Source organism: Nonomuraea spiralis, from assembly GCF_014648435.1.
Classification (GTDB): Bacteria; Actinomycetota; Actinomycetes; order Streptosporangiales; family Streptosporangiaceae; genus Nonomuraea; species Nonomuraea spiralis.
In genome coordinates this window covers 368,652-385,776 of the sequence record NZ_BMRC01000009.1, presented here as the reverse complement: position 1 = coordinate 385,776, position 17,125 = coordinate 368,652, and the positions used below count along the sequence as shown (strand labels likewise).

Annotated in this window: 18 protein-coding genes; 8 read left to right on the top strand and 10 right to left on the bottom strand. The window is 72.9% G+C overall.

Translation table 11 applies throughout. The annotated features are described in order from the left end of the window. The first annotated feature begins 6 nt into the window (after positions 1–6). Both IEZ27_RS24605 and IEZ27_RS24600 read left to right on the top strand, forming a co-directional pair. Entirely contained in the window at positions 7–807 is an 801-nt protein-coding gene (locus IEZ27_RS24605; protein WP_189649392.1) for a helix-turn-helix domain-containing protein, read from the top strand. Further along, positions 804–1,154: a VOC family protein gene (locus IEZ27_RS24600; RefSeq protein WP_189649391.1), complete on the top strand. Its 351-nt coding sequence runs from the start codon at positions 804–806 to the stop codon at positions 1,152–1,154. The genes IEZ27_RS24605 and IEZ27_RS24600 overlap by 4 nt, the downstream gene beginning before the upstream one ends. An 18-nt stretch (positions 1,155–1,172) precedes the next feature. On the opposite strand, the gene purU is transcribed toward IEZ27_RS24600, so the two are convergent. The 4 genes from purU to IEZ27_RS24580 are packed head-to-tail and all read right to left on the bottom strand — an operon-like array spanning position 1,173 to position 6,436. After that, positions 1,173–2,027, bottom strand: a complete 855-nt coding sequence (purU, locus tag IEZ27_RS24595) for a formyltetrahydrofolate deformylase (protein ID WP_189649390.1) — start codon at positions 2,025–2,027, stop codon at positions 1,173–1,175. Next, positions 2,024–4,408 (bottom strand): GcvT family protein, encoded by a 2,385-nt coding sequence (locus IEZ27_RS24590; RefSeq protein WP_229824290.1) that lies wholly within the window; start codon positions 4,406–4,408, stop codon positions 2,024–2,026. The genes purU and IEZ27_RS24590 overlap by 4 nt, the downstream gene beginning before the upstream one ends. Next, positions 4,405–5,328, bottom strand: coding sequence for a LysR family transcriptional regulator (locus IEZ27_RS24585; protein WP_125636405.1), 924 nt, complete (start codon positions 5,326–5,328; stop codon positions 4,405–4,407). Before IEZ27_RS24585 ends, IEZ27_RS24590 begins: the two co-directional genes overlap by 4 nt. A gap of 7 nt (positions 5,329–5,335) precedes the next feature. Beyond that, the gene (locus IEZ27_RS24580) at positions 5,336–6,436 is read right to left on the bottom strand and encodes a pyridoxal-phosphate-dependent aminotransferase family protein (protein WP_189649389.1); all 1,101 of its coding nucleotides are present in this window, start codon (positions 6,434–6,436) and stop codon (positions 5,336–5,338) included. Positions 6,437–6,575: 139 nt separating this feature from the next. Between IEZ27_RS24580 and IEZ27_RS24575 the strand changes: the two genes are divergently transcribed. Beyond that, complete coding sequence (locus tag IEZ27_RS24575) at positions 6,576–7,526, top strand: inorganic phosphate transporter (RefSeq protein WP_229824289.1); 951 nt, start codon at positions 6,576–6,578, stop codon at positions 7,524–7,526. Next, positions 7,523–8,155, top strand: a complete 633-nt coding sequence (locus IEZ27_RS24570) for a DUF47 domain-containing protein (protein ID WP_125636403.1) — start codon at positions 7,523–7,525, stop codon at positions 8,153–8,155. Before IEZ27_RS24575 ends, IEZ27_RS24570 begins: the two co-directional genes overlap by 4 nt. A 3-nt stretch (positions 8,156–8,158) precedes the next feature. Here the strand turns inward: IEZ27_RS24570 and IEZ27_RS24565 are convergent, their stop codons facing one another. Together IEZ27_RS24565 and IEZ27_RS24560 are read right to left on the bottom strand one after the other, a co-directional pair. After that, positions 8,159–9,118 (bottom strand): SDR family NAD(P)-dependent oxidoreductase, encoded by a 960-nt coding sequence (locus IEZ27_RS24565; RefSeq protein WP_189649388.1) that lies wholly within the window; start codon positions 9,116–9,118, stop codon positions 8,159–8,161. 56 nt (positions 9,119–9,174) lie between these two features. After that, positions 9,175–10,056, bottom strand: coding sequence for an LLM class F420-dependent oxidoreductase (locus IEZ27_RS24560; protein WP_189649387.1), 882 nt, complete (start codon positions 10,054–10,056; stop codon positions 9,175–9,177). A 33-nt stretch (positions 10,057–10,089) separates the two neighbouring features. Here IEZ27_RS24560 and IEZ27_RS24555 point away from each other — a divergent pair, with 33 nt between their 5' ends. Then, positions 10,090–10,446, top strand: coding sequence for an ArsR/SmtB family transcription factor (locus tag IEZ27_RS24555; RefSeq protein WP_189649386.1), 357 nt, complete (start codon positions 10,090–10,092; stop codon positions 10,444–10,446). 30 nt (positions 10,447–10,476) lie between these two features. Continuing rightward, the gene (locus IEZ27_RS24550) at positions 10,477–10,950 is read left to right on the top strand and encodes a TspO/MBR family protein (protein ID WP_189649385.1); all 474 of its coding nucleotides are present in this window, start codon (positions 10,477–10,479) and stop codon (positions 10,948–10,950) included. Positions 10,951–10,990: 40 nt separating this feature from the next. Here IEZ27_RS24550 and IEZ27_RS24545 read toward each other — a convergent pair whose 3' ends face one another. Beyond that, complete coding sequence (locus IEZ27_RS24545; protein WP_189649384.1) at positions 10,991–12,556, bottom strand: alkaline phosphatase family protein; 1,566 nt, start codon at positions 12,554–12,556, stop codon at positions 10,991–10,993. 113 nt (positions 12,557–12,669) lie between these two features. Here IEZ27_RS24545 and IEZ27_RS24540 point away from each other — a divergent pair, with 113 nt between their 5' ends. Then, positions 12,670–13,137: an NUDIX domain-containing protein gene (locus tag IEZ27_RS24540; RefSeq protein WP_189649383.1), complete on the top strand. Its 468-nt coding sequence runs from the start codon at positions 12,670–12,672 to the stop codon at positions 13,135–13,137. Here the strand turns inward: IEZ27_RS24540 and IEZ27_RS24535 are convergent. Genes IEZ27_RS24535 through IEZ27_RS24525 form a run of 3 tightly spaced genes read right to left on the bottom strand, consistent with a single transcriptional unit; the run spans position 13,124 to position 15,296 of the window. Then, a complete protein-coding gene (locus IEZ27_RS24535; RefSeq protein ID WP_189649382.1) occupies positions 13,124–13,864 on the bottom strand; it encodes an MBL fold metallo-hydrolase in 741 nt (246 codons plus the stop codon). The genes IEZ27_RS24540 and IEZ27_RS24535 overlap by 14 nt on opposite strands. A 10-nt stretch (positions 13,865–13,874) precedes the next feature. Further along, a complete protein-coding gene (locus tag IEZ27_RS24530; RefSeq protein ID WP_189649381.1) occupies positions 13,875–14,654 on the bottom strand; it encodes a hypothetical protein in 780 nt (259 codons plus the stop codon). A gap of 15 nt (positions 14,655–14,669) precedes the next feature. Then, positions 14,670–15,296, bottom strand: a complete 627-nt coding sequence (locus tag IEZ27_RS24525) for a TetR/AcrR family transcriptional regulator (RefSeq protein WP_229824288.1) — start codon at positions 15,294–15,296, stop codon at positions 14,670–14,672. An 82-nt stretch (positions 15,297–15,378) separates the two neighbouring features. Here IEZ27_RS24525 and IEZ27_RS55290 point away from each other — a divergent pair, with 82 nt between their 5' ends. After that, complete coding sequence (locus IEZ27_RS55290; RefSeq protein WP_189649380.1) at positions 15,379–17,124, top strand: NmrA family NAD(P)-binding protein; 1,746 nt, start codon at positions 15,379–15,381, stop codon at positions 17,122–17,124. Position 17,125 lies beyond the last annotated feature (1 nt).

The following is a 17,125-nucleotide window of genomic DNA, read 5'->3' as shown; positions in this document are numbered from 1 at the left end:
GATGGCATGAGCGCGCCGGGGCCGGTCATGGTGGAGGCCGTCCCCAGCGCTGCGCTGCGGCCGTACGTCACGAGGTTGTGCGCGTACAGCGAGCACTATCCCGCGCCCGTCACGCGCACCGAGGCGGCGATGCCCGGCGCGGTGCTCATCCTGGGCGTCGGCGCGCCCATGGAGGCGGGCGGGGAACGGGTCAGGGCGTTCACGGGCGGGCTCTCCGACCGGTCCACGCTCACCCGCGTCACCGGGCCGTGCGAGGGCGTGGAGGTGGTGCTCACGCCGTTCGGGGCGCGGCGGCTGCACGCGTTGCCGATGCGGCACCTGACGAACCGGGTGATCGCCGTGGAGGCGGTGCTCGGGCCGTGGGCCGGGGAGTTGCTCGACCGGCTGGCCGCGACGCCGTCCTGGCGGGAGCGGCTGGCCCTGACCGACCGGCTGCTGACCCGGCGCATCCTCGCCGGGCCCGAGGTGGGGCCCGAGCTGCCGTGGGCGTGGGCGCGGCTGCTGGAGTCGGGCGGGCGGCTCGCCGTGTCGTCGCTGGCCGAGTCGCTGGGCTGGAGCCACCGCCATCTCGTGGCGCGCTTCCACGACCAGGTCGGGCTGCCCCCGAAGGCGGCGGCCCGGGTGATCAGGTTCGGCCGCGCGGCGGGGTTGCTGCGTTCGGGCCGGTCGATCGCCGCGGTCGCGGCCGAATGCGGCTTCTACGACCAGGCCCACATGAACCGGGAGTTCCGGGCGCTCGGTGGCGCCACGCCCGGTCAGATTCGTCCAAGACCCGCGGGCGACCCCGCGGGCATCCTGAACCCATGAAACGCACTGTCTACGCACTGGCCCGCTACGAGGACGCGCGGGCGGCGATCGACTTCCTGTCCGAGGCGTTCGGGTTCCGCCTGCACGAGTCGTCGAAGGACGCCGACGGCGTCGTCAAGCACGCCGAGCTGTTCGTCGGGGACGACCTGATCATGATCGGCCGCGGCGACCCGGGCGGGCCCGGCGTCTACATCGCGGTCGACGAGGTGGACGCCCATCACGATCGCGCCAGGGCCGCGGGGGCCGTGATCACCATGGAGCTCACCGACCAGTCGTACGGCTCGCGCGAGTACGCGTGCGAGGACCCCGAGGGCAATCGCTGGTTCTTCGGGACCTATCGCCCGTAGTCGCGGGCCGGCGGGCCGTCAGCGGGGGAAGACGACGGTCTTGTGGCCGTCGAGCAGGACACGCTGCTCGGCGTGCCACTGGACCGCGCGGGCCAGCGCGACACACTCCACGTCACGGCCGATCCGCACCAGGTCGTCGGGCGAGTGGCTGTGGTTGACCCGGGCGACCTCCTGCTCGATGATCGGCCCCTCGTCGAGGTCGGAGGTCACGTAGTGGGCGGTCGCCCCGATCAGCTTGACACCCCGGTTGTGGGCCTGGTGGTACGGCTTGGCGCCCTTGAACGACGGCAGGAACGAGTGGTGGATGTTGATCGCCCGCCCGGCCAGCTTCTCGCACAGGTCCTCCGAGAGCACCTGCATGTAGCGGGCCAGCACCACCAGGTCGACCTGGTAGTGCTCGACCAGCGCCAGCACCTCGGCCTCCTGCCTGGGCTTGGTCTCGGGCGTGATCGGCAGGTGGTGGTAGTCGATGCCGTAGGACTGGGTGAGCGGGCGCAGGTCGGGGTGGTTGGAGGCGACCGCGACGATCTCGATGTCGAGGGTCTTCGACCTGACTCGGTAGAGCAGGTCGTTGAGGCAGTGGTCGAACCGGCTGACCATGATCAGCACGCGCGGCTTCCGCGCCACGTCGCGCAGCCTGAACTCCATGGCGAAGTCGGGGGCGAGGGCGGCGAAGGCGGCGCCCAGCTCGTCGTGGCCGAGGGGGCCGGAGAACTGCACGCGCATGAAGAACCGCTGGGCGACCCGGTCGCCGAACTGCTGGCTCTCGATGATGTTGCACCCGTGCCCGGCGAGCAGGCCGGAGACGGCGGCCACCACGCCGGGGCGGTCGGGGCAGGACAGGGTCAGGATGTACTCGGCGTGGCTGCTCATGCCTTCACTCTCGCGGAGGTGGGATCGTAGGGCGCCTTGAGGCTGATCTGGGCAGAGTACAGGTCGCCGGCCACGTCCACCTCCACCTTCTCCAGCGTGCGGCCCTCCGGTGAGAGCTCGGTGACCAGGCCGAGCGCCACGGACCTGCCGAGCGTCGGGCTGTGGGCGGCCGAGGTGACGTAGCCCACCGGGGCGCCGTCGGACAGCAGGGACTCGCCGCCCCACAGGTGTGCGGCGGGATCGTCCAGCACGATCGAGACTACCCTGCGTGACGGGGTCTCCAGGGCGTGCCGCGCGCCGCGGAAGCCGCCGCTCTTCTTGCAGGTGAAACGCAGTCCGGCGGCGGCGGGGGTGATCTCGGGGCCCAGTTCGCGGCCCCACGCGCGGTAACCCTTCTCGATGCGCATGGCCTCGATGGCGTAGTGGCCGGCCTGGGTCAGCTCACCGGTGCCCATGAGGGTCTCGTGCACGGTGACGGCGAACTCGGCGGGCACGTACAGCTCCCAGCCCAGCTCGCCGACGTAGGTGACGCGGGTGGCTCGTACGGTGGCGTGGCCGAGGTCGACCAGGCGGGACGTGCCGAAGTCGAAGGCGGAGAAGTCGGCCCTCGACACCGACCGCAGTATCGCCCGCGAGGACGGGCCCATCACCCCGAAGACGGCGTACGCGCCGGTGACATCCACCAGGACCGCCCGCCGGTCGCCGAGGCCCTTGGAGATGTGGTCGAAGTCCTTGGTCGTCTGGGCCGAGCCCGTCACGATCAGGTACTCGTCGGCGGCCACCCGGGTCACCGTCAGGTCCGACTCGTAGCCGCCCCGGTCGTTGAGCAGGCCGGTGTAGACGACGCGGCCGACCTCGACGTCCACGTCGGCGGTGCAGAGCCACTGCAGCGCCTCCATGGCCTCGGGGCCCTTGAGGACGAACTTGGAGAAGGCCGTCTGGTCGAACAGCGCCGCCGCGTTCCGGCAGGCCGCCACCTCGGCGTCCACGTACGGCTGCCACTCGGGCCGCCCGAACGTGTGCGGTGTGGCGGGCCCGAAGTAGTTGACCCGCTCCCAGCCCATCTTCGACCCGAAGCACGCGCCCGCCCGTTCCAGCAGGTGGTGCACCGGGGAGCGGCGCAGCGGCCGGGCCGTCCGCAACTCTCTGTCCGGCCAGGACATCGCGTAGTGCAGCCCCAGCGTCTCGGTGACGCGGTCGCGCAGCCAGGTGTCGTTGTCGGCCCAGCGGGCGAAGCGCCGGACGTCGGCGGGCCACAGGTCGCCGGTCGGCGCGCCGTTCACGATCCACTCGGCCAGCGCGCGGCCGGCGCCGCCCGCCGAGGCGATCCCGGCGGAGTTGAACCCGGCGCCGACGAAGAGGCCGCGTACCTCGGGTGTCTCGCCCAGCAGGAACATGTTGTCCGGCGTGAAGCTCTCCGGCCCGTTGTAGAACATCCGCACCCCGGCGCTGTCCAGGGCCGGGACACGCTGGATCGCGTTCTCCATGATGATCGCGAACTGGTCCCAGTCCTCGTCCAGGAGCTGGAACTCGAACGGGTGGGGGATGCCGTCCATGCCCCACGGCTTGGCGTCCGGCTCGAAGCCGCCCACGACCAGGCCGCCGACCTCCTCCTTGAAGTAGGCGTACCCGTCGGGGTCGCGCAGTACGGGCAGGTCGGGGCGGACGCCGGGGATCCGCTCGGTCACGACGTAGTAGTGCTCGGCCGAGTGCAGCGGGACGGTCGCGCCGGCCATCCTGCCGATCTCCTTGGCCCACTGGCCCGCGCAGTTGACCAGCACCTCGGTCTCGATGTGGCCCTCGGAGGTGTCCACGCCGCGCACGGCGCCGTCGCGTACGGTGACGCCGGTGACGCGGACCCGCTCGATCACCTGCACGCCGCGCCGCTGCGCGCCCCGCGCGAGCGCCTGGGTGAGGTCCGACGGGTCGGCCTTGCCGTCGCCGGGCAGCCACACACCGCCCACCAGGTCGTCGGTGCGCATGACCGGCCACAACTCCCCGGCCTCGCGCGGGCTGACGACCTCGGCCTGGACGCCGTGGTTCCTGGCGCCGGCCGCGGTGCGCCTGAGCTGGGTCATGCGCTCGGGGGTACGGGCCACGCTGAGGCTGCCGCACTGCTTCCAGCCGGTGCCGAAGCCGGTCTCGGCCTCCAGCCGGGCGTACAGGTCGGTGCTGTACTTGATCAGTCTGGTCATGCTCTCGGTGCCGCGCAGCTGGCCGACGAGCCCGGCGGCGTGCCAGGTGGTGCCGCAGGACAGCCGGCCCTGTTCGAGCACCACGACGTCGGTCCAGCCCAGCTCGGCCAGGTGGTAGGCCACGCTGCAACCGGCGATGCCGCCACCGATGATCACGACCTGTGCCCGGGAGGGCAGGGATGTCAAGAGATGCTCCTCAAGCGATTGATCCCCGGCCAGCTCCGCACGTTGCGCAGCATGGCGATGAATGCCTGTTCGGCGGGGCCCAGCAGGCGGTCGCGGCGGTGGGCCAGCACGATGGGGCGGGGCTTGGGCGCGGGCAGCACCTCCAGGGCCGCCAGCCGCCCGTCGGCGAGCTCCTGCTCGACGCAGTGCTCGGACACCAGCGAGACGCCGAGCCCGGCGGCGACCGCCTGTTTGATCGTCTCGGGGCCCCAGATCTCGGTACGGCCCGCCTCCTCCAGCCCCCACGTCTCCAGGGCCTGCTCCTGCAGCTCGCGCGTGGAGGAGCCCGGCTCGCGGATGAGGAAGAGCTCGCCGGCCAGGTCCGCGGGCTCGGCGCGGCCCCTGCTGGACAGCCGGTGGCCCGGCTGGGTGATGAGGACGAGCCGGTCCTCCAGGATCGGCTCGCTGACGAGCTGCGCCGCCCCGGGCTCCCCGGCCAGCACCGCGACGCCGATCTCGCCGTCCACGAGCCCGCGTTCGACCCGCTGGCCGTTGCCGACCTGGATGCCGAGCTCGATGCCGGGGTGACGGTCGCGGAAGGCGGCCAGCAACGGCGGCAGGAGGTACGTGCCGACGGTGGTGGTGCCCCCCGCGACCAGCTTGCCGGTCTGCAGCCCCGAGACCTGCCGGATCGCGGCCACGGCCTCGTCGGCCAGCAGGAAGACGCGCTTGGCGTACTCCAGCATCACCTCACCCTCGGGGGTGAGCCTGATCCGGGCGCCGCTGCGGTCGATCAGCGTGGCGCGCAGCGACTGCTCAAGCTGCCTGACCTGGTGGGAGACGGACGGCTGGCTGAGGTAGAGCTTCTGCGCGGCGGCCGAGAAGCCGCCGCACTCCACGACCGTCATGAAGATCCAGAGCCGGTGCAGGTTGAGCTGCATGTCGTTGTTAACCCCTAGCTGCCTCGATCGACTCTCGGAGCGCGTCCTCAAGCTGTTCAAGCCGGTGCCAGGGGATCTCCCCCATCGTGCAGATACGGAAGAAGTCCGCCGAGAGTTGCCCCTGACCGGCGTAGACAACGTAGCCACGCTTCTTGAGCTCATCGTGAAGCGCCGCATAAGTAACGTTTTCGGGCAGATGAAGCATTGTTACGGTGTTTGACCGGAATTGTTCATCAACGAGGATTTTCAGGCCTAGTCGTGCGAACTGGCCCCGGACCAGGGCGGCCCGCTCGCGGTAGAGCCGGGTACGCGCCGCGAACCCGCCCGCCTCCTCGTACTCCTTGATCGCCTCGTCGAGGGAGTAGCAGACCTGTACGGCCGGGGTGAACGGCACGTCGCCCTTGCGCTGCCCGGCCAGGTAGCCGGCGGCGTTGAGATACAGGCTGCGCACGGGCGCCTCCTGGACACGCTCGATCGCCGCCTCGCTGCACAGGATGAACGACATGCCGGGCAGCCCGTGCAGGCCCTTGTTGGCGGTGCCGCAGATGACGTCGGCCTTGACCTCGGCCAGGTCCTGGTCCTCGATCGCGGTGCCGCTGATCGCGTCGATCACGAACAGCGCGCCGGACTCGGCCACGACCTCGCCGATCTCCTTGATCGGGTTGATCAGGCCGGTCGTGGTCTCGTGGTGCACGCAGACCACGGCGTCCACGTCGTCCCGCCCGGCCAGCGCGGCGCGGACGGCCTCGGGGTCGGCCGGGACCGTCCAGTCGCTCCTGACCTCGTCGAACGGGATGCCGTGCGCCTTGGCGATCTTGATCATCCGGTCGCCGTAGACGCCGTTGTTCACGACGAGCACGCCACGTCCCGCACGGACGGAGCTGATGACCGCCATCTCCATGGCCGCGGTTCCAGAACCGGTGACCAGCAGCGCCTCGTGCGTGCCGCCGAGGTTCAGGCACCGGGGCAGGGCCTCACGGATCCTGAACAGCAACTCCGTGAACTCGGGCTCGCGGTGGCAGAGGTCGCCGCGAAGCAGGGCGTCCTTGACCCGCTTCGACGTACATGCGGGCCCGGGATTCAACAGAATGAGCTCTTCGTCCATCATCCACTCGATCTTGGGTAGGTATCGGGCATTACGGACGCTATCCGGGGTGGCGCCGCACGGGACAGCCGCCTTTCACCTATGAGGGCCATAAGGGAATCGGGCTTGTCCGTGCTGAACCGCGCCGACTGGGATGGGGCACGTGCCGTTGGAGACCGTCGTACTGATCGTGGTGGCGGGGCTGTTCGCCGTCGTGTCCGGGATCAACGACGGCGGGGCGCTGCTCGCGACGGGGCTCAAACTGCCGGTGATCCGGCCGGTCGTCGGCATTCTCGCGCTGGTGCTGTTCGTCGCGCTGGTCCCGCTGGTCACGTACCGGGTGGCGCTGACGTTCGTGAACCGGCTGGCGGGCTTCCACGCCCCGGGCGGCCAGGCCGCGATGACGGTCGGCGTGCTCTGCGCGCTGGCGGTGGTGTTCACGCTGAGCGCCCGGGGGCGGCCGACCAGCCTCACGCTGGCCGTGGTGGGCGGGCTCACCGGGGCCGGGCTGGGGTGGGGGCTGCCGGTGTCGGGCGGCTCGGTGGCGCTCGTGCTGGCGTTCGGGCTGGCGGCGCCGTTCGTGGGGGCGTTGTTGTCGTGGGTGCTCATCCGGCTGCTCGTACGGGTGACCGACGCCCCCGGGCTGACGCGCTGGCACCGGGCCGGGTTCCTGCTCCAGACGCTCGCCTACGCGGCCAACGACGGGCAGAAGATGCTGGCCGTCTTCATGATCGCGCTCGGCTTCCAGGGTGCGCCCCTGGCGTGCACGTCGCTGGTGGCGGTGTTGTTCGGGCTCGGCGCGCTGTACGGGCTGCCCAGGGCGGGCCGTACGCTGAGCCGCGAGATCATCGTCTCCCGCCCCGCGCACGGCGTCGCGGCCGAACTGGCCGCGGGCACCGCCGTGACCGCCTGCGCCGCCGTGGGTATGCCGGTGAGCATGACCCAGGCCGTGGCCGGTGGGCTGGTCGGCGCGGGAGTGGCGCAGGGCGGCGGCCGGGTCCGCTGGTACGCCGCGGTCAAGATCGTCGTGGCCTGGCTGCTGACGCTCCCGATGAGCGCGCTGCTGGCCGCGACCGCGGCGTTCGTCCTGAAGGCACTGAGGGGGACGTGGTGAAGCGATGGCGCCGGATCCGGGACCTCATGACCGGCCGCATGGACGGCGCGCTCACGGACGCCCTGCTCGGCCAGCTCAAGGCCACCAAGGAAGGCGCCTGGCTGGCGATGTCCATGATCGGCGGCGAGGTCGGCAGGACCGGCGCGCACGAGCAGATGCGCGCGATCGAGCACCTCGGCGACGAGGAACGCGCCCGGCTGGTCGAGGAGCTCAAGACCGCCCTGGTCACGCCCATCGACCCCGAGGACCTGTTCCGCCTGTCGCGCTCGATCGACGACGTGCTGGACTCGCTGCGGGACTTCGTACGCGAGTCGCACCTGTACCGGGTGCCCGACCAGATCCGCTTCACGCCCCTGCTCGACCAGGTCATCGTGGGCATCGACGCCCTGGAGAGCGCCGTGCGCGGCCTGGCCGCCCGGCCCTCGGCGGTGGTCCAGGACGCCCTGGAGGCCAAGAAGGCCGGCGGCGCGATCCGGCGCATGTACCAGTACGAGATCTCGCGCATCTTCTCCGGCGAGGTCACCGCGAACGCCCTCAAACAGCGCGAACTGGTACGCCGGCTGGAGATCGTGGGCATGGCCATCGGCGAGGCGGCGGACGCCATCGCCGACGGCGCGATGAAACGCTGACCCTCAGGCCCGCCCGGCGAACGCGTCGACGCCGGTCAGCTCGGCCGACAGCCGCCACAGGTGGGCGGCCTGCTCGGGGTCGGTCGCGTAGGAGTAGACGCCGCCCCCGGCGCCGCCGGCCTGCTCGGCGATGTCGCAGTCCTCGCAGTAGACGCCGCCCATGTCGGCGAGCTGCGGCGAGGTGGCCGCCCACACCTGGGTGGCCGCGCCCTGCTCCGGCGTCTTGAAGCTGGTGTTGAGCTGGTTGCCCTGCTCGTCGATCCAGCCCGCCTCGACCATCTCCTGCTTGCTCAGGTGGCGCTGGAGCGGGGTGAGGATGCCGCCGGGATGCACCGCGAACACCCGTACACCCGCGTCCTTCGCCAGCGCGTCGAGGTGCACGGCGAACAACACGTTGGCGGTCTTCGCCTGGCCGTAGGCCTGCCACTTGTCGTAGCCGTGCTCGAACATCACGTCGTCCCAGCGCATGCCGGAGCGCCGGTGGCCCGCGGACGAGACGGCCACGACCCGGCCGCCGCCGCGTTCGACGGCCGGCCACAGGCGGTTGACCAGCGCGTAGTGGCCGAGGTGGTTGGTCGCGAACTGCGCCTCCCAGCCGGGGCCGACCCGCGTCTCGGGGCAGGCCATGATCCCGGCGTTGTTGATCACGAGGTGGAGGTCGCGGCCGGTGGCCAGGAACTCCTCGGCGAAGCGGCGCACGCTGTCGAGGTCGCCGAGGTCGAGCTCGCCCACCTCGACGCCGTCGATGTCGGCCACCGCCTCCGCCGCCGCGGCCGGACGCCTGGCCGGGACGATGACACGGGCCCCCGCCCTGGTGAGCGCGCGCGTGGTCTGCAGACCGAGGCCGGAGTAGCCGCCGGTGACGAGCGCGAGCCTGCCGGTGAGGTCGATGCCCTTGAGCACCTCGTCCGCCGTGCTTCTGGCGCCGAAACCCGAACCGATCTTGTGCTGAGGCGTTGTCATGGCACCGACGTTACGAATTGAAGTGCGCTCTAAGTCAAACCGACGCGCCCGGCGGCTCAGAGACCGAGGACCGGGGCCAGGCGCCGGAGTTGCCCCAGGGCGTCGTCGAGGTCGGGAGCACCCGGCGAGAGCGGCTGTACGGCCACGTGGTCGGCGCCCGCGTCGAGGTGGGCACGCAACCGCTCGGCCACCCGGCCCTCGTCGCCCCAGGCCACGACGGCGTCGGTCAGCCGGTCGCTGCCGCCGCCCGCGAAGTCGTCGTCGGTGAACCCGAGGGCCCGCAGGTTGTTGAGGTAATTGGGCAGGGTCAGGTAGTAGGCCATGTGGGTGCGGGCGATCTCGCGGGCCCTGGCCGGGTCGGTCTCCAGGACCACGGCCTGCTCGGGCGCCAGCAGCCGGTCGGGGCCGAGGATCCGGCGGGCCTGCGCGGTGTGCTCGGGCGGCACGAAGTAGGTGTGGGCGCCGTCGGCCCGGTCTCTGGACAGCTCCAGCATCCGGGGCCGCAGCGCCGCCAGCAGCCGCGGGGCCTCGGCCTCGACCAGGCCCTCCTTGGCGTCGTCCATGCCGTCGAGGTAGGCGCGCATCGCGCTCAGCGGCTTGGCGTAGTCGTGGCCGCGGCGGCCGACCAGCGGGCCGTGGCTGACGCCGATGCCCAGCAGGAAACGGCCGGGGAAGGCGTCGGCCAGCGCCACCGCACCCGCCGTCATGCCCGTCGCGTCGCGGCCCCAGATGCTGGCGATGCCGGTGGCGACCGCGATGCGGCCGGTGGCGGCCAGCAGGACGGCCGCGGTGGTGAGGGGCTCCTTGCTCTGCCAGCCCTCGTTGATCCAGACGGACCCGTAGCCCAGCCGCTCGATCTCGGCCGCCGCCCGCCGCGCCCGCTCGGCGGGGACCTTGCTGAACAGAGGGTGCCACACCCCGAAGTGCCCGGTCTCCATGACCGCTCCCCTCGACTAGAATGTTCGATCGAGATGGAACACTACACCAATGTTCGACCGCCATCGAACAGGACACGCGCCCTGACCCACACCTCTCCCGCCGAGGTCTCGCTCCAGGCCGCGCTCGACGCGCTCGGCGACCCGGTCCGCCGCCGTATCGTCCGCGAGCTGGCGCGGGAGGCCGACTGGTCCCGCGCCTGCGGCACGTTCGCCCACCTCCGGGTGGCCAAGTCCACGCTCAGCCACCACTTCGGGGTGCTGCGTCAGGTCGGCCTGCTGGAGCAGCGCGACGAGGGCACCCGGCGGCTCAACCGGCTGCGCCGCGAGGAGTTCGACGAACGTTTCCCCGGGCTGCTCACCCTCGTGATCGAGGAGCCGGAGAGCGCCTAGGCGGGCAGACCCGCGGGTAGGGGGTGGCGCATGCAGATCCGACGCCCGTTCGCCCGCAATCTGATCGCCACCACCGCCGCGGTCGCCGCCACGGCCACGCTCGGCAGCCTGGCCACCGCCTCGGGCACGGCCTGGTACCGCACGTTGCGCAAACCCCGCTGGCAGCCGCCCGCGCAGGCGTTCGGCCTGGTCTGGACCCCGATCTACGGCCTGATCGCCTACGCCGGCGCCCGCGCGCTGACCTCGGGCCACGACCGGGCGGGCCTGGCCCGCGCCCTGGGCGTGAACCTCGCGCTCAACGCCGCCTGGACACCGCTGTTCTTCCGCGCCCGCGCCCCGCGCCTGGCCCTGGCCGACATCGTGGCGCTCGACGCGGCCAACCTCGTGCTCCTGCGACGATTCCGGCGCGCCGACCGCCGCGCCGGGCTGGCCCTGCTGCCCTACGTCGGCTGGACGGCCTTCGCCACCGCGCTCAACGCCTCCATCGCCGCCCGCAACCCCTGACCGGGGCCCCGCCACGACGGACGGGGCCCAGGCCGCGCGGTCAGGAGACGCGCAGGTCGTCCACCGCCCAGTACCAGTTGTTGCTCGCGTCGAAGTAGTGGAACCTGACCTTCATCGACGTGGCCCCCGCCGGCACGCTCACCTGGAACGACTCGTTCCTGGCGACCGCGTCGGCCGGGTAGTTCCGCACCAGGGTGTCCGCGCCGCCGTCGAACGACACCAGCACCTGCGCCTTCTGGGCGCCCTCCGCCCGGTAGTGGGTGGCGTAGGACAGCGTGACGGTAGCGCGGCCGGCCACGGTGTAGGCGGGCGAGACCAGGGTCGAGTCGAACGTCCCGGTGCCGTGCGACTTGTCGTCCCATTCGTCGGAGTCGGCGACCGCGAAGATGCCTCTGGACCGGACGTTCAGCTCCCGCTGCTGGTCACGGGCCGCCCGCGACCAGAACTCGTCCGTCGTGAACGCCCAGCCGCGCCACTCCTGCACGCCCCCGGACGGCATCCTGGACACGTCCGCCGACCATCCGGACGGCGGCGTGTGCGTGTAGCCGAGCACGCCGGCCGGGATGCCGGTCTCGTCGGTCCTGCCGGACAGCGTGACGCCCTCGAAGGGATCGCCGGTCCTGGTGTCGACCCGCCTGCCGTCCACCCCGGCCGGTACGCCCAGCCGCAACCCGGTGAAGACCGCGGCCGTCACGTCCACCAGGCGGGTGTCGGCCGGCCGCGCCCCGGCGGCGATGCCGGGCCCGGACGCCAGGACGAACGTGCGGCGCTCCTCGATGGAGGAGCCCCCGTGCCCGCCCGCGTCGGTGTGGCCGTGGTCGGTGGCCACGATCACGGTCCAGCGTTCGCTCGCGTACGACGGCCTGGCCCTGACCGCCGCGAGCAGCCGGCCGATCCGGGTGTCGGCGTCGTGGACGGCCGACAGGTACGCGGCCGAGGCGGCGCCGCTGTTGTGCCCGGCGATGTCGATCGCGCCCAGGTAGACGAAGGAGGCGTCCGGGTTCCTGGTCCGCAGGACGGTCTCGGAGACCTGGGTGACACGCTCGTCCTCGGCGGGGTAGCCGGCGGCGTCGCCGTCCAGCACGACCCTGGCGTCGATCCGGGGGCCGAAGGTGCCCTGGTCGCCGAGCGGCCGCCAGTCCAGCGCGGCGTAGGTGGAGTAGGCGGCGTCCGTGTTCTCCAGCCTGGTCAGGAAGTCGGGGTACTGGTCGTAGTGCTTGCCGGCGAAGGTGTTGTCCTTCACGCCGTGCAGGTCGGGCCAGACGCCGGTGGCGATCGTGGACCAGCCGGGGCCGCTGGAGGTGGCGGCCATCGGGTTGGTGTAGAGCAGGCTGGGCCCGAACGTGCCGCCGCTGATCAGGGCGTCGAGGTTGGGGGCGTCGGCGGGGGCGATGCGGTCGTGGCGCAGCCCGTCGAGGCCGATGACCAGGACCTTGTCGGCGCTGATGCCGTTCGGGACGTCGGGGACGGGCACGGGCGCGGCCGGGGCGGTCGCGCCGTTGAAGATCTTGCCCTCGGGAACGGGTGCGGGATCGGCCAGGGCCGCCGGCGCGGGGACCAACACGGCCGCGGCCACGAGAGCGGGCAGGATGCGCCATCGATGCATGGACGTACTCCTCGCTGAGTGCTGGGATGATCCGGCTGAAGGATCTCCAGCGTCAGGTGAGCGCGTGAATAACGTCTTTCCGATGGACGCCATAGAGGAAAAAGGGGGCCCAAATGGGCAGTAGCCGGCGTCCCGCCGCCCGAGTCGTCTGCCTCGACCGCGACGGGCGGGTCCTGCTCATGCACTGGTACGACCCGGTCAGCGGCAAGGACGTCTGGGAACCGCCGGGCGGCGGCCTCGACCCGGGCGAGACCCCGCTGGAGGCGGCCAGGCGCGAACTGGCCGAGGAGACCGGGCTGCCCGGCTCGGCCGTCCGCGAGCACTGGGTGGACGTCGAGCGCGACTTCTCCTGGCTGGGTGTGCGTTACGTGAAGACCGAGCCGTTCTTCCTGGCCACGTTCGAGGAGGCGCGCCCGCGGGTGACCCCCGCCGCGCTCACCGAGGAGGAGCTCGGCGTCTACCGCGGTCACACGTGGGCCGAGGAGATGCCGTACGGCGTCGAGCCGCCGGAGCTCGCCGACGTGGTGGCCGCCCTGTGCGGCGCCGCACCGCCACACCGACTCGGCGCTACACCTCCGTGACGAGGCCCGCCGTGGCCACGTCGAGGTCGCCGTCGTAGGACTCGGCCGCCGCCGCGAGCGCGGGCTCGGGCGGGGTGCCGGGCCACAGGTGGGTGAGCAGCAGCCGGGCGACGCCCGCCGCCGCGGCGGTGCGGCCCGCGTCGAGCGCGCTGGACAGGTAGGGGGCGTCCTCGTCGGGCACCCGCAGCGGATAGGTGGCCTCGGCCACCAGCAGGTCGGCGCCCGCGGCCAGCGTCACCAGGTCGGCGGACGGCCCGGTGTCGCCCGTGTAGGCCACCACCCGGCCGCCCGCGGTCAGCCGCAGCCCGGCGTTGGGCACGTGGTGCGGCAGCGCGAACGCGTCGAGCCGGAAGGGCCCGATCTCGCGCGGCGTGCCCGGCTCCAGGTCGTGCAGGGTGAAGCTGCCGGCCAGCATGCGGGCGTTGTCGAGCGCGAGCACGGCGTCGAGCGCGCCGGGCGGCGCGTGCACGGGCAGCGCGGCCGGCGGCGCGTCGCCCAGGGCGCGGGCGCGCAGCAGCGGGTTGAGGTCGGAGCAGTGGTCGGGATGCCCGTGGCTGACCAGCACGGCGTCCACCCGCTCGGCGGGCATGAGGTCGAGCAGCCGCGGCAGCGTGGCGTAGCCGGGGTCGACGAGCACGTGGAACCCGTCGTGCTCGACCAGATAGCCGCTGCACGCCTGGCCCGCCGCCGGCCACGCCCCACATCCGCCCAGCACCGTGATCCGCACGGCGCCGACTCTAGCGTGACCGGTGGCCCAGCTCCGACAGCGTGGTGGACATGAGGCCGCGCAGCAGCGCCCCGGCCAGGCCCTCGTGCACGGACTCGACCGGCAGGCCCTTGGCGATGCGGGCGTGGTAGGTCTCGCGGTCGTGCTCGCCGGTGTAGGGCAGCGCGGTCATCGCCACGACCACGGTGGCCCGGGTGCCGCCGCGCGGGAGCACCGCCACGGCGTGGGTGCGCAGGCAGGTCTCGTCGGGGGCGCCGTACCAGCCGCACTTGACGCCGGCGTCGGGCGAGCCGAGCGCCTCGCGGGCGCCGAACGCCTGCTCCCCCGCCACCTGCCGCATCCAGTCGAGGATGGTGGCCGCCACCGGGTCGCCCGCCGCCGCGGCCTGCGCGAACACGGCGTACGCGGCGGCGACCTCGTCGGCGGCGACCTCCACCGAGCCGAAGCGCGACGGGTCGCCGCCGGGCTGGGCCCAGCGCACGCCGGTACGCCGGTAGAGGTCGTCCAGCAGGACGCGGGGGCCGATGGACAACCACAGGCTGAGCGTGTCGGCGTTCGAGGAGACGACCACGGCCGGCTCGGCGTGGCGGCGCCAGCGGCCGGCGTCGTCGATGTGGTCGGCGGCCACCCAGGCGTAGAGGGGTTTGAGCAGCGAGGCACAGCGCAGCCTGGCGGGGCCCGAGCGCACGCTCACCGTGCGGGCGGGCGGGCCGCCGTAGCCGCGCCTGATGCCCGCGGCCTGCGCGCCGGCGCTGTGGTCGAGGTCTTCCAGCAGGTCATTGAACGCCACCGTCCCACCGTAGACCTACGGGGCGCTCCCCCAGCGTCCTTCGTACCACTCCGCGCTCGGTGGCGTGCCGGGCAGCGGGGTCGTGCCGGGGGCGCGCAGGCCGTCGAGCGTGATGGCCAGCAGGCGCTGTTTGACCCGCTGGTGCTCCTCGCTGGGCGGGCCGGGGGCCGGCCTGCTGAACTGCTCGATGAGCAGCGAGACGTCGAGCGTGGTGACGTCGGGTCTGAGCGCGCCGGCCTCGCGGGCTCTCGCGACGAGCCGGTCGGCCAGCTCGGTGGCCCGCCGGGAGGTGTGCCACATCTCGTCGGTGACCTCGATCGTGCCCGCCACCGGGGCAAGCGCGCCGGAGCGGCCCTCCACGCAGGCCCGTACGTACGCCTCCAGCCCGGTCCACGGGTCGGGCTCGGCCAGGGCCGACTCCAGGGCGTCGACCACGCGTTCCATGGCGATCAGGCACAACCGCTGGAGCAGTTCCTCCTTCGTGCGGTAGCGGCGGTAGAGGCTGCCCATGCCCACGCCCGCCTGCTTGGCGATGGCCGACACCGGCGCGTCGAACCCCTGCGTCGTGAACACCTCGTGGGCCGCCTGGAGCAGGCGCAGATCGTTCCGCGCCGCCTCGGCCTGCCTGCCGCGTCCTGCCATGCCGTACAGGATATTGCGGAGCGCTGCGCTCCGATATACCGTGCTCAGTCGGAGCGTAGCGCTCCGACTAAGGAGGCTTGTCATGCGCGCGGTGGTTCTGCGGCGGTTCGGTGGTCCCGAGTCACTGGTCGTGGAGGAGGTGCCCGATCCCGTCGCGGGGCCGGGACAGGTGCTGGTCGAGGTGGCGGTCGCGGGCATCACGTTCGTGGAGACGCAGGTGCGCGCCGATCGGGGGCCGCGCCGGGCCGAGCTGCCCGCGATCCTGGGCAACGGGGTGGCGGGCACCGTCCTGGCGGTGGGCGAGGGCGTGGACGCGGCGCTGGTGGGCACCCGGGTGGTCACCACGCTCGGCGGCGGGGGCGGCTACGCCGAGCTGGCGGTGGCCGCCGCCGAGGACCTGATCCCGGTGCCGCCGGGACTGTCGGCGCGGGACGCCGTGGCGCTGCTGGCCGACGGGCGCACCGCCGTGGGGCTGGCCCGCGCCGCCGCGCCGCGGCCCGGCGAATGGGTGCTGGTGGAGGCCGCCGGAGGCGGGGTGGGCAGCCTGCTGGTGCAGCTCGCCCGCGTCGCGGGGGCGCGCGTGGTCGGCGCGGCGAGCAGCGCCGCCAAACGCGACCTCGCCGTACGCCTCGGAGCCGAGCTGACGGTCGACTACACCGCCCCGGGCTGGGCCGACGAGGTACGCGCCGCGACCGGCGGCCTCGACGTCGTCTTCGACGGTGTGGGCGGCGAGGTCGGCGCCCAGGCGCAGGCCCTGCTGAAGGACGGCGGGCGGCTCAGCGTGTATGGCATGGCCGGCGGCCCGATGACCACCCCCGATCCCCGCGTGACCGCCGTCGCCTGGCCCTCGGCCGACCCGCGCGAGCTGGCCCGCGAGGCCCTGGAGCTGGCCTCCGCCGGCCGCCTGCGTCCCACGGTCGGCAACGTGCTCCCCCTGGAGTCGGCGGCCGACGCGCACGCCGCCGTGGAGGCGCGTACGGTCCTCGGGAAGTCGTTGTTGCTGCCCGCCCGGGCCAGGACGATCCTGGTCACCGGCGCCACCGGCAACCAGGGCGGCGCGGTGGCCAGGACGCTGCTGGAACGCGGCTGGACGGTCCGCGCCCTGGTCAGGGACCCGGCCTCGGCCGCCGCCCGCGCCCTGTCCGCGCTCGGCGCCACGCTGGCGAAGGGCGACCTGGACGACCCCGCCTCGCTGCGGGCCGCCATGACGGGCGTGCACGGCGTGTTCAGCGTGCAGGCCCTCGCCCTGACCGAGGAGGAGCTGGCCCGCGAGGTGCGCCAGGGTGTCGCGGTCGCCGACCTGGCCGCCGGGCTGGGCCTGGCCCACCTGGTCTACAGCTCGGTCGGCGGTGCCGAGCGCGACACCGGCATCGAGCACTTCGCGAGCAAGTGGGCGGTCGAGCGGCACCTCGCGGAGCTGGGCCTGCGGGCCACCGTCCTGCGACCGGTGTTCTTCATGACGAACCTGCTGTACTACGCCGAGCCCGCCGGGGACGAGCGGGTCATCGCGCTGCCGTTCCGGCACATGCAGCTCGTCGCGCCCGAGGACATCGCCCACTTCGCGGCGGAGGCGTTCGAGCATCCCGACGAGTACGCGGGCCGGGCGCTGGAGCTCGCGGGCGACGAACGCACCGGCCCGGAGCTCGCCGAGATCTACCAGCGCGTCACCGGCGTCCCCACCCGGTTCGAGCAGACCCCGACCGGCGGCGAACGCATGTACGAGTGGTTCCTGGAGAGCGGCTACCGAGCCGACGTCGCCGCGCTCCGCGCCCGGCACCCCGGCCTGCGCACGTTCGAGGGTTTCCTGCGCGACCGCCTGGCCCGCTGAG

Bases quoted from the DNA above. Each gene is read 5' to 3' on its own strand.
- IEZ27_RS24580 (WP_189649389.1), bottom strand. From the start codon at position 6,436: ATGATGGACGAAGAGCTCATTCTGTTGAATCCCGGGCCCGCATGTACG.
- IEZ27_RS24560 (WP_189649387.1), bottom strand. From the start codon at position 10,056: ATGGAGACCGGGCACTTCGGGGTGTGGCACCCTCTGTTCAGCAAGGTC.
- IEZ27_RS24605 (WP_189649392.1), top strand. From the start codon at position 7: ATGAGCGCGCCGGGGCCGGTCATGGTGGAGGCCGTCCCCAGCGCTGCG.
- IEZ27_RS24550 (WP_189649385.1), top strand. From the start codon at position 10,477: ATGCAGATCCGACGCCCGTTCGCCCGCAATCTGATCGCCACCACCGCC.
- IEZ27_RS24540 (WP_189649383.1), top strand. From the start codon at position 12,670: ATGGGCAGTAGCCGGCGTCCCGCCGCCCGAGTCGTCTGCCTCGACCGC.
- purU (WP_189649390.1), bottom strand. From the start codon at position 2,027: ATGAGCAGCCACGCCGAGTACATCCTGACCCTGTCCTGCCCCGACCGC.
- IEZ27_RS24600 (WP_189649391.1), top strand. From the start codon at position 804: ATGAAACGCACTGTCTACGCACTGGCCCGCTACGAGGACGCGCGGGCG.
- IEZ27_RS24585 (WP_125636405.1), bottom strand. From the start codon at position 5,328: ATGCAGCTCAACCTGCACCGGCTCTGGATCTTCATGACGGTCGTGGAG.
- IEZ27_RS55290 (WP_189649380.1), top strand. From the start codon at position 15,379: ATGCGCGCGGTGGTTCTGCGGCGGTTCGGTGGTCCCGAGTCACTGGTC.
- IEZ27_RS24555 (WP_189649386.1), top strand. From the start codon at position 10,090: ATGGAACACTACACCAATGTTCGACCGCCATCGAACAGGACACGCGCC.
- IEZ27_RS24545 (WP_189649384.1), bottom strand. From the start codon at position 12,556: ATGCATCGATGGCGCATCCTGCCCGCTCTCGTGGCCGCGGCCGTGTTG.
- IEZ27_RS24565 (WP_189649388.1), bottom strand. From the start codon at position 9,118: ATGACAACGCCTCAGCACAAGATCGGTTCGGGTTTCGGCGCCAGAAGC.
- IEZ27_RS24525 (WP_229824288.1), bottom strand. From the start codon at position 15,296: ATGGCAGGACGCGGCAGGCAGGCCGAGGCGGCGCGGAACGATCTGCGC.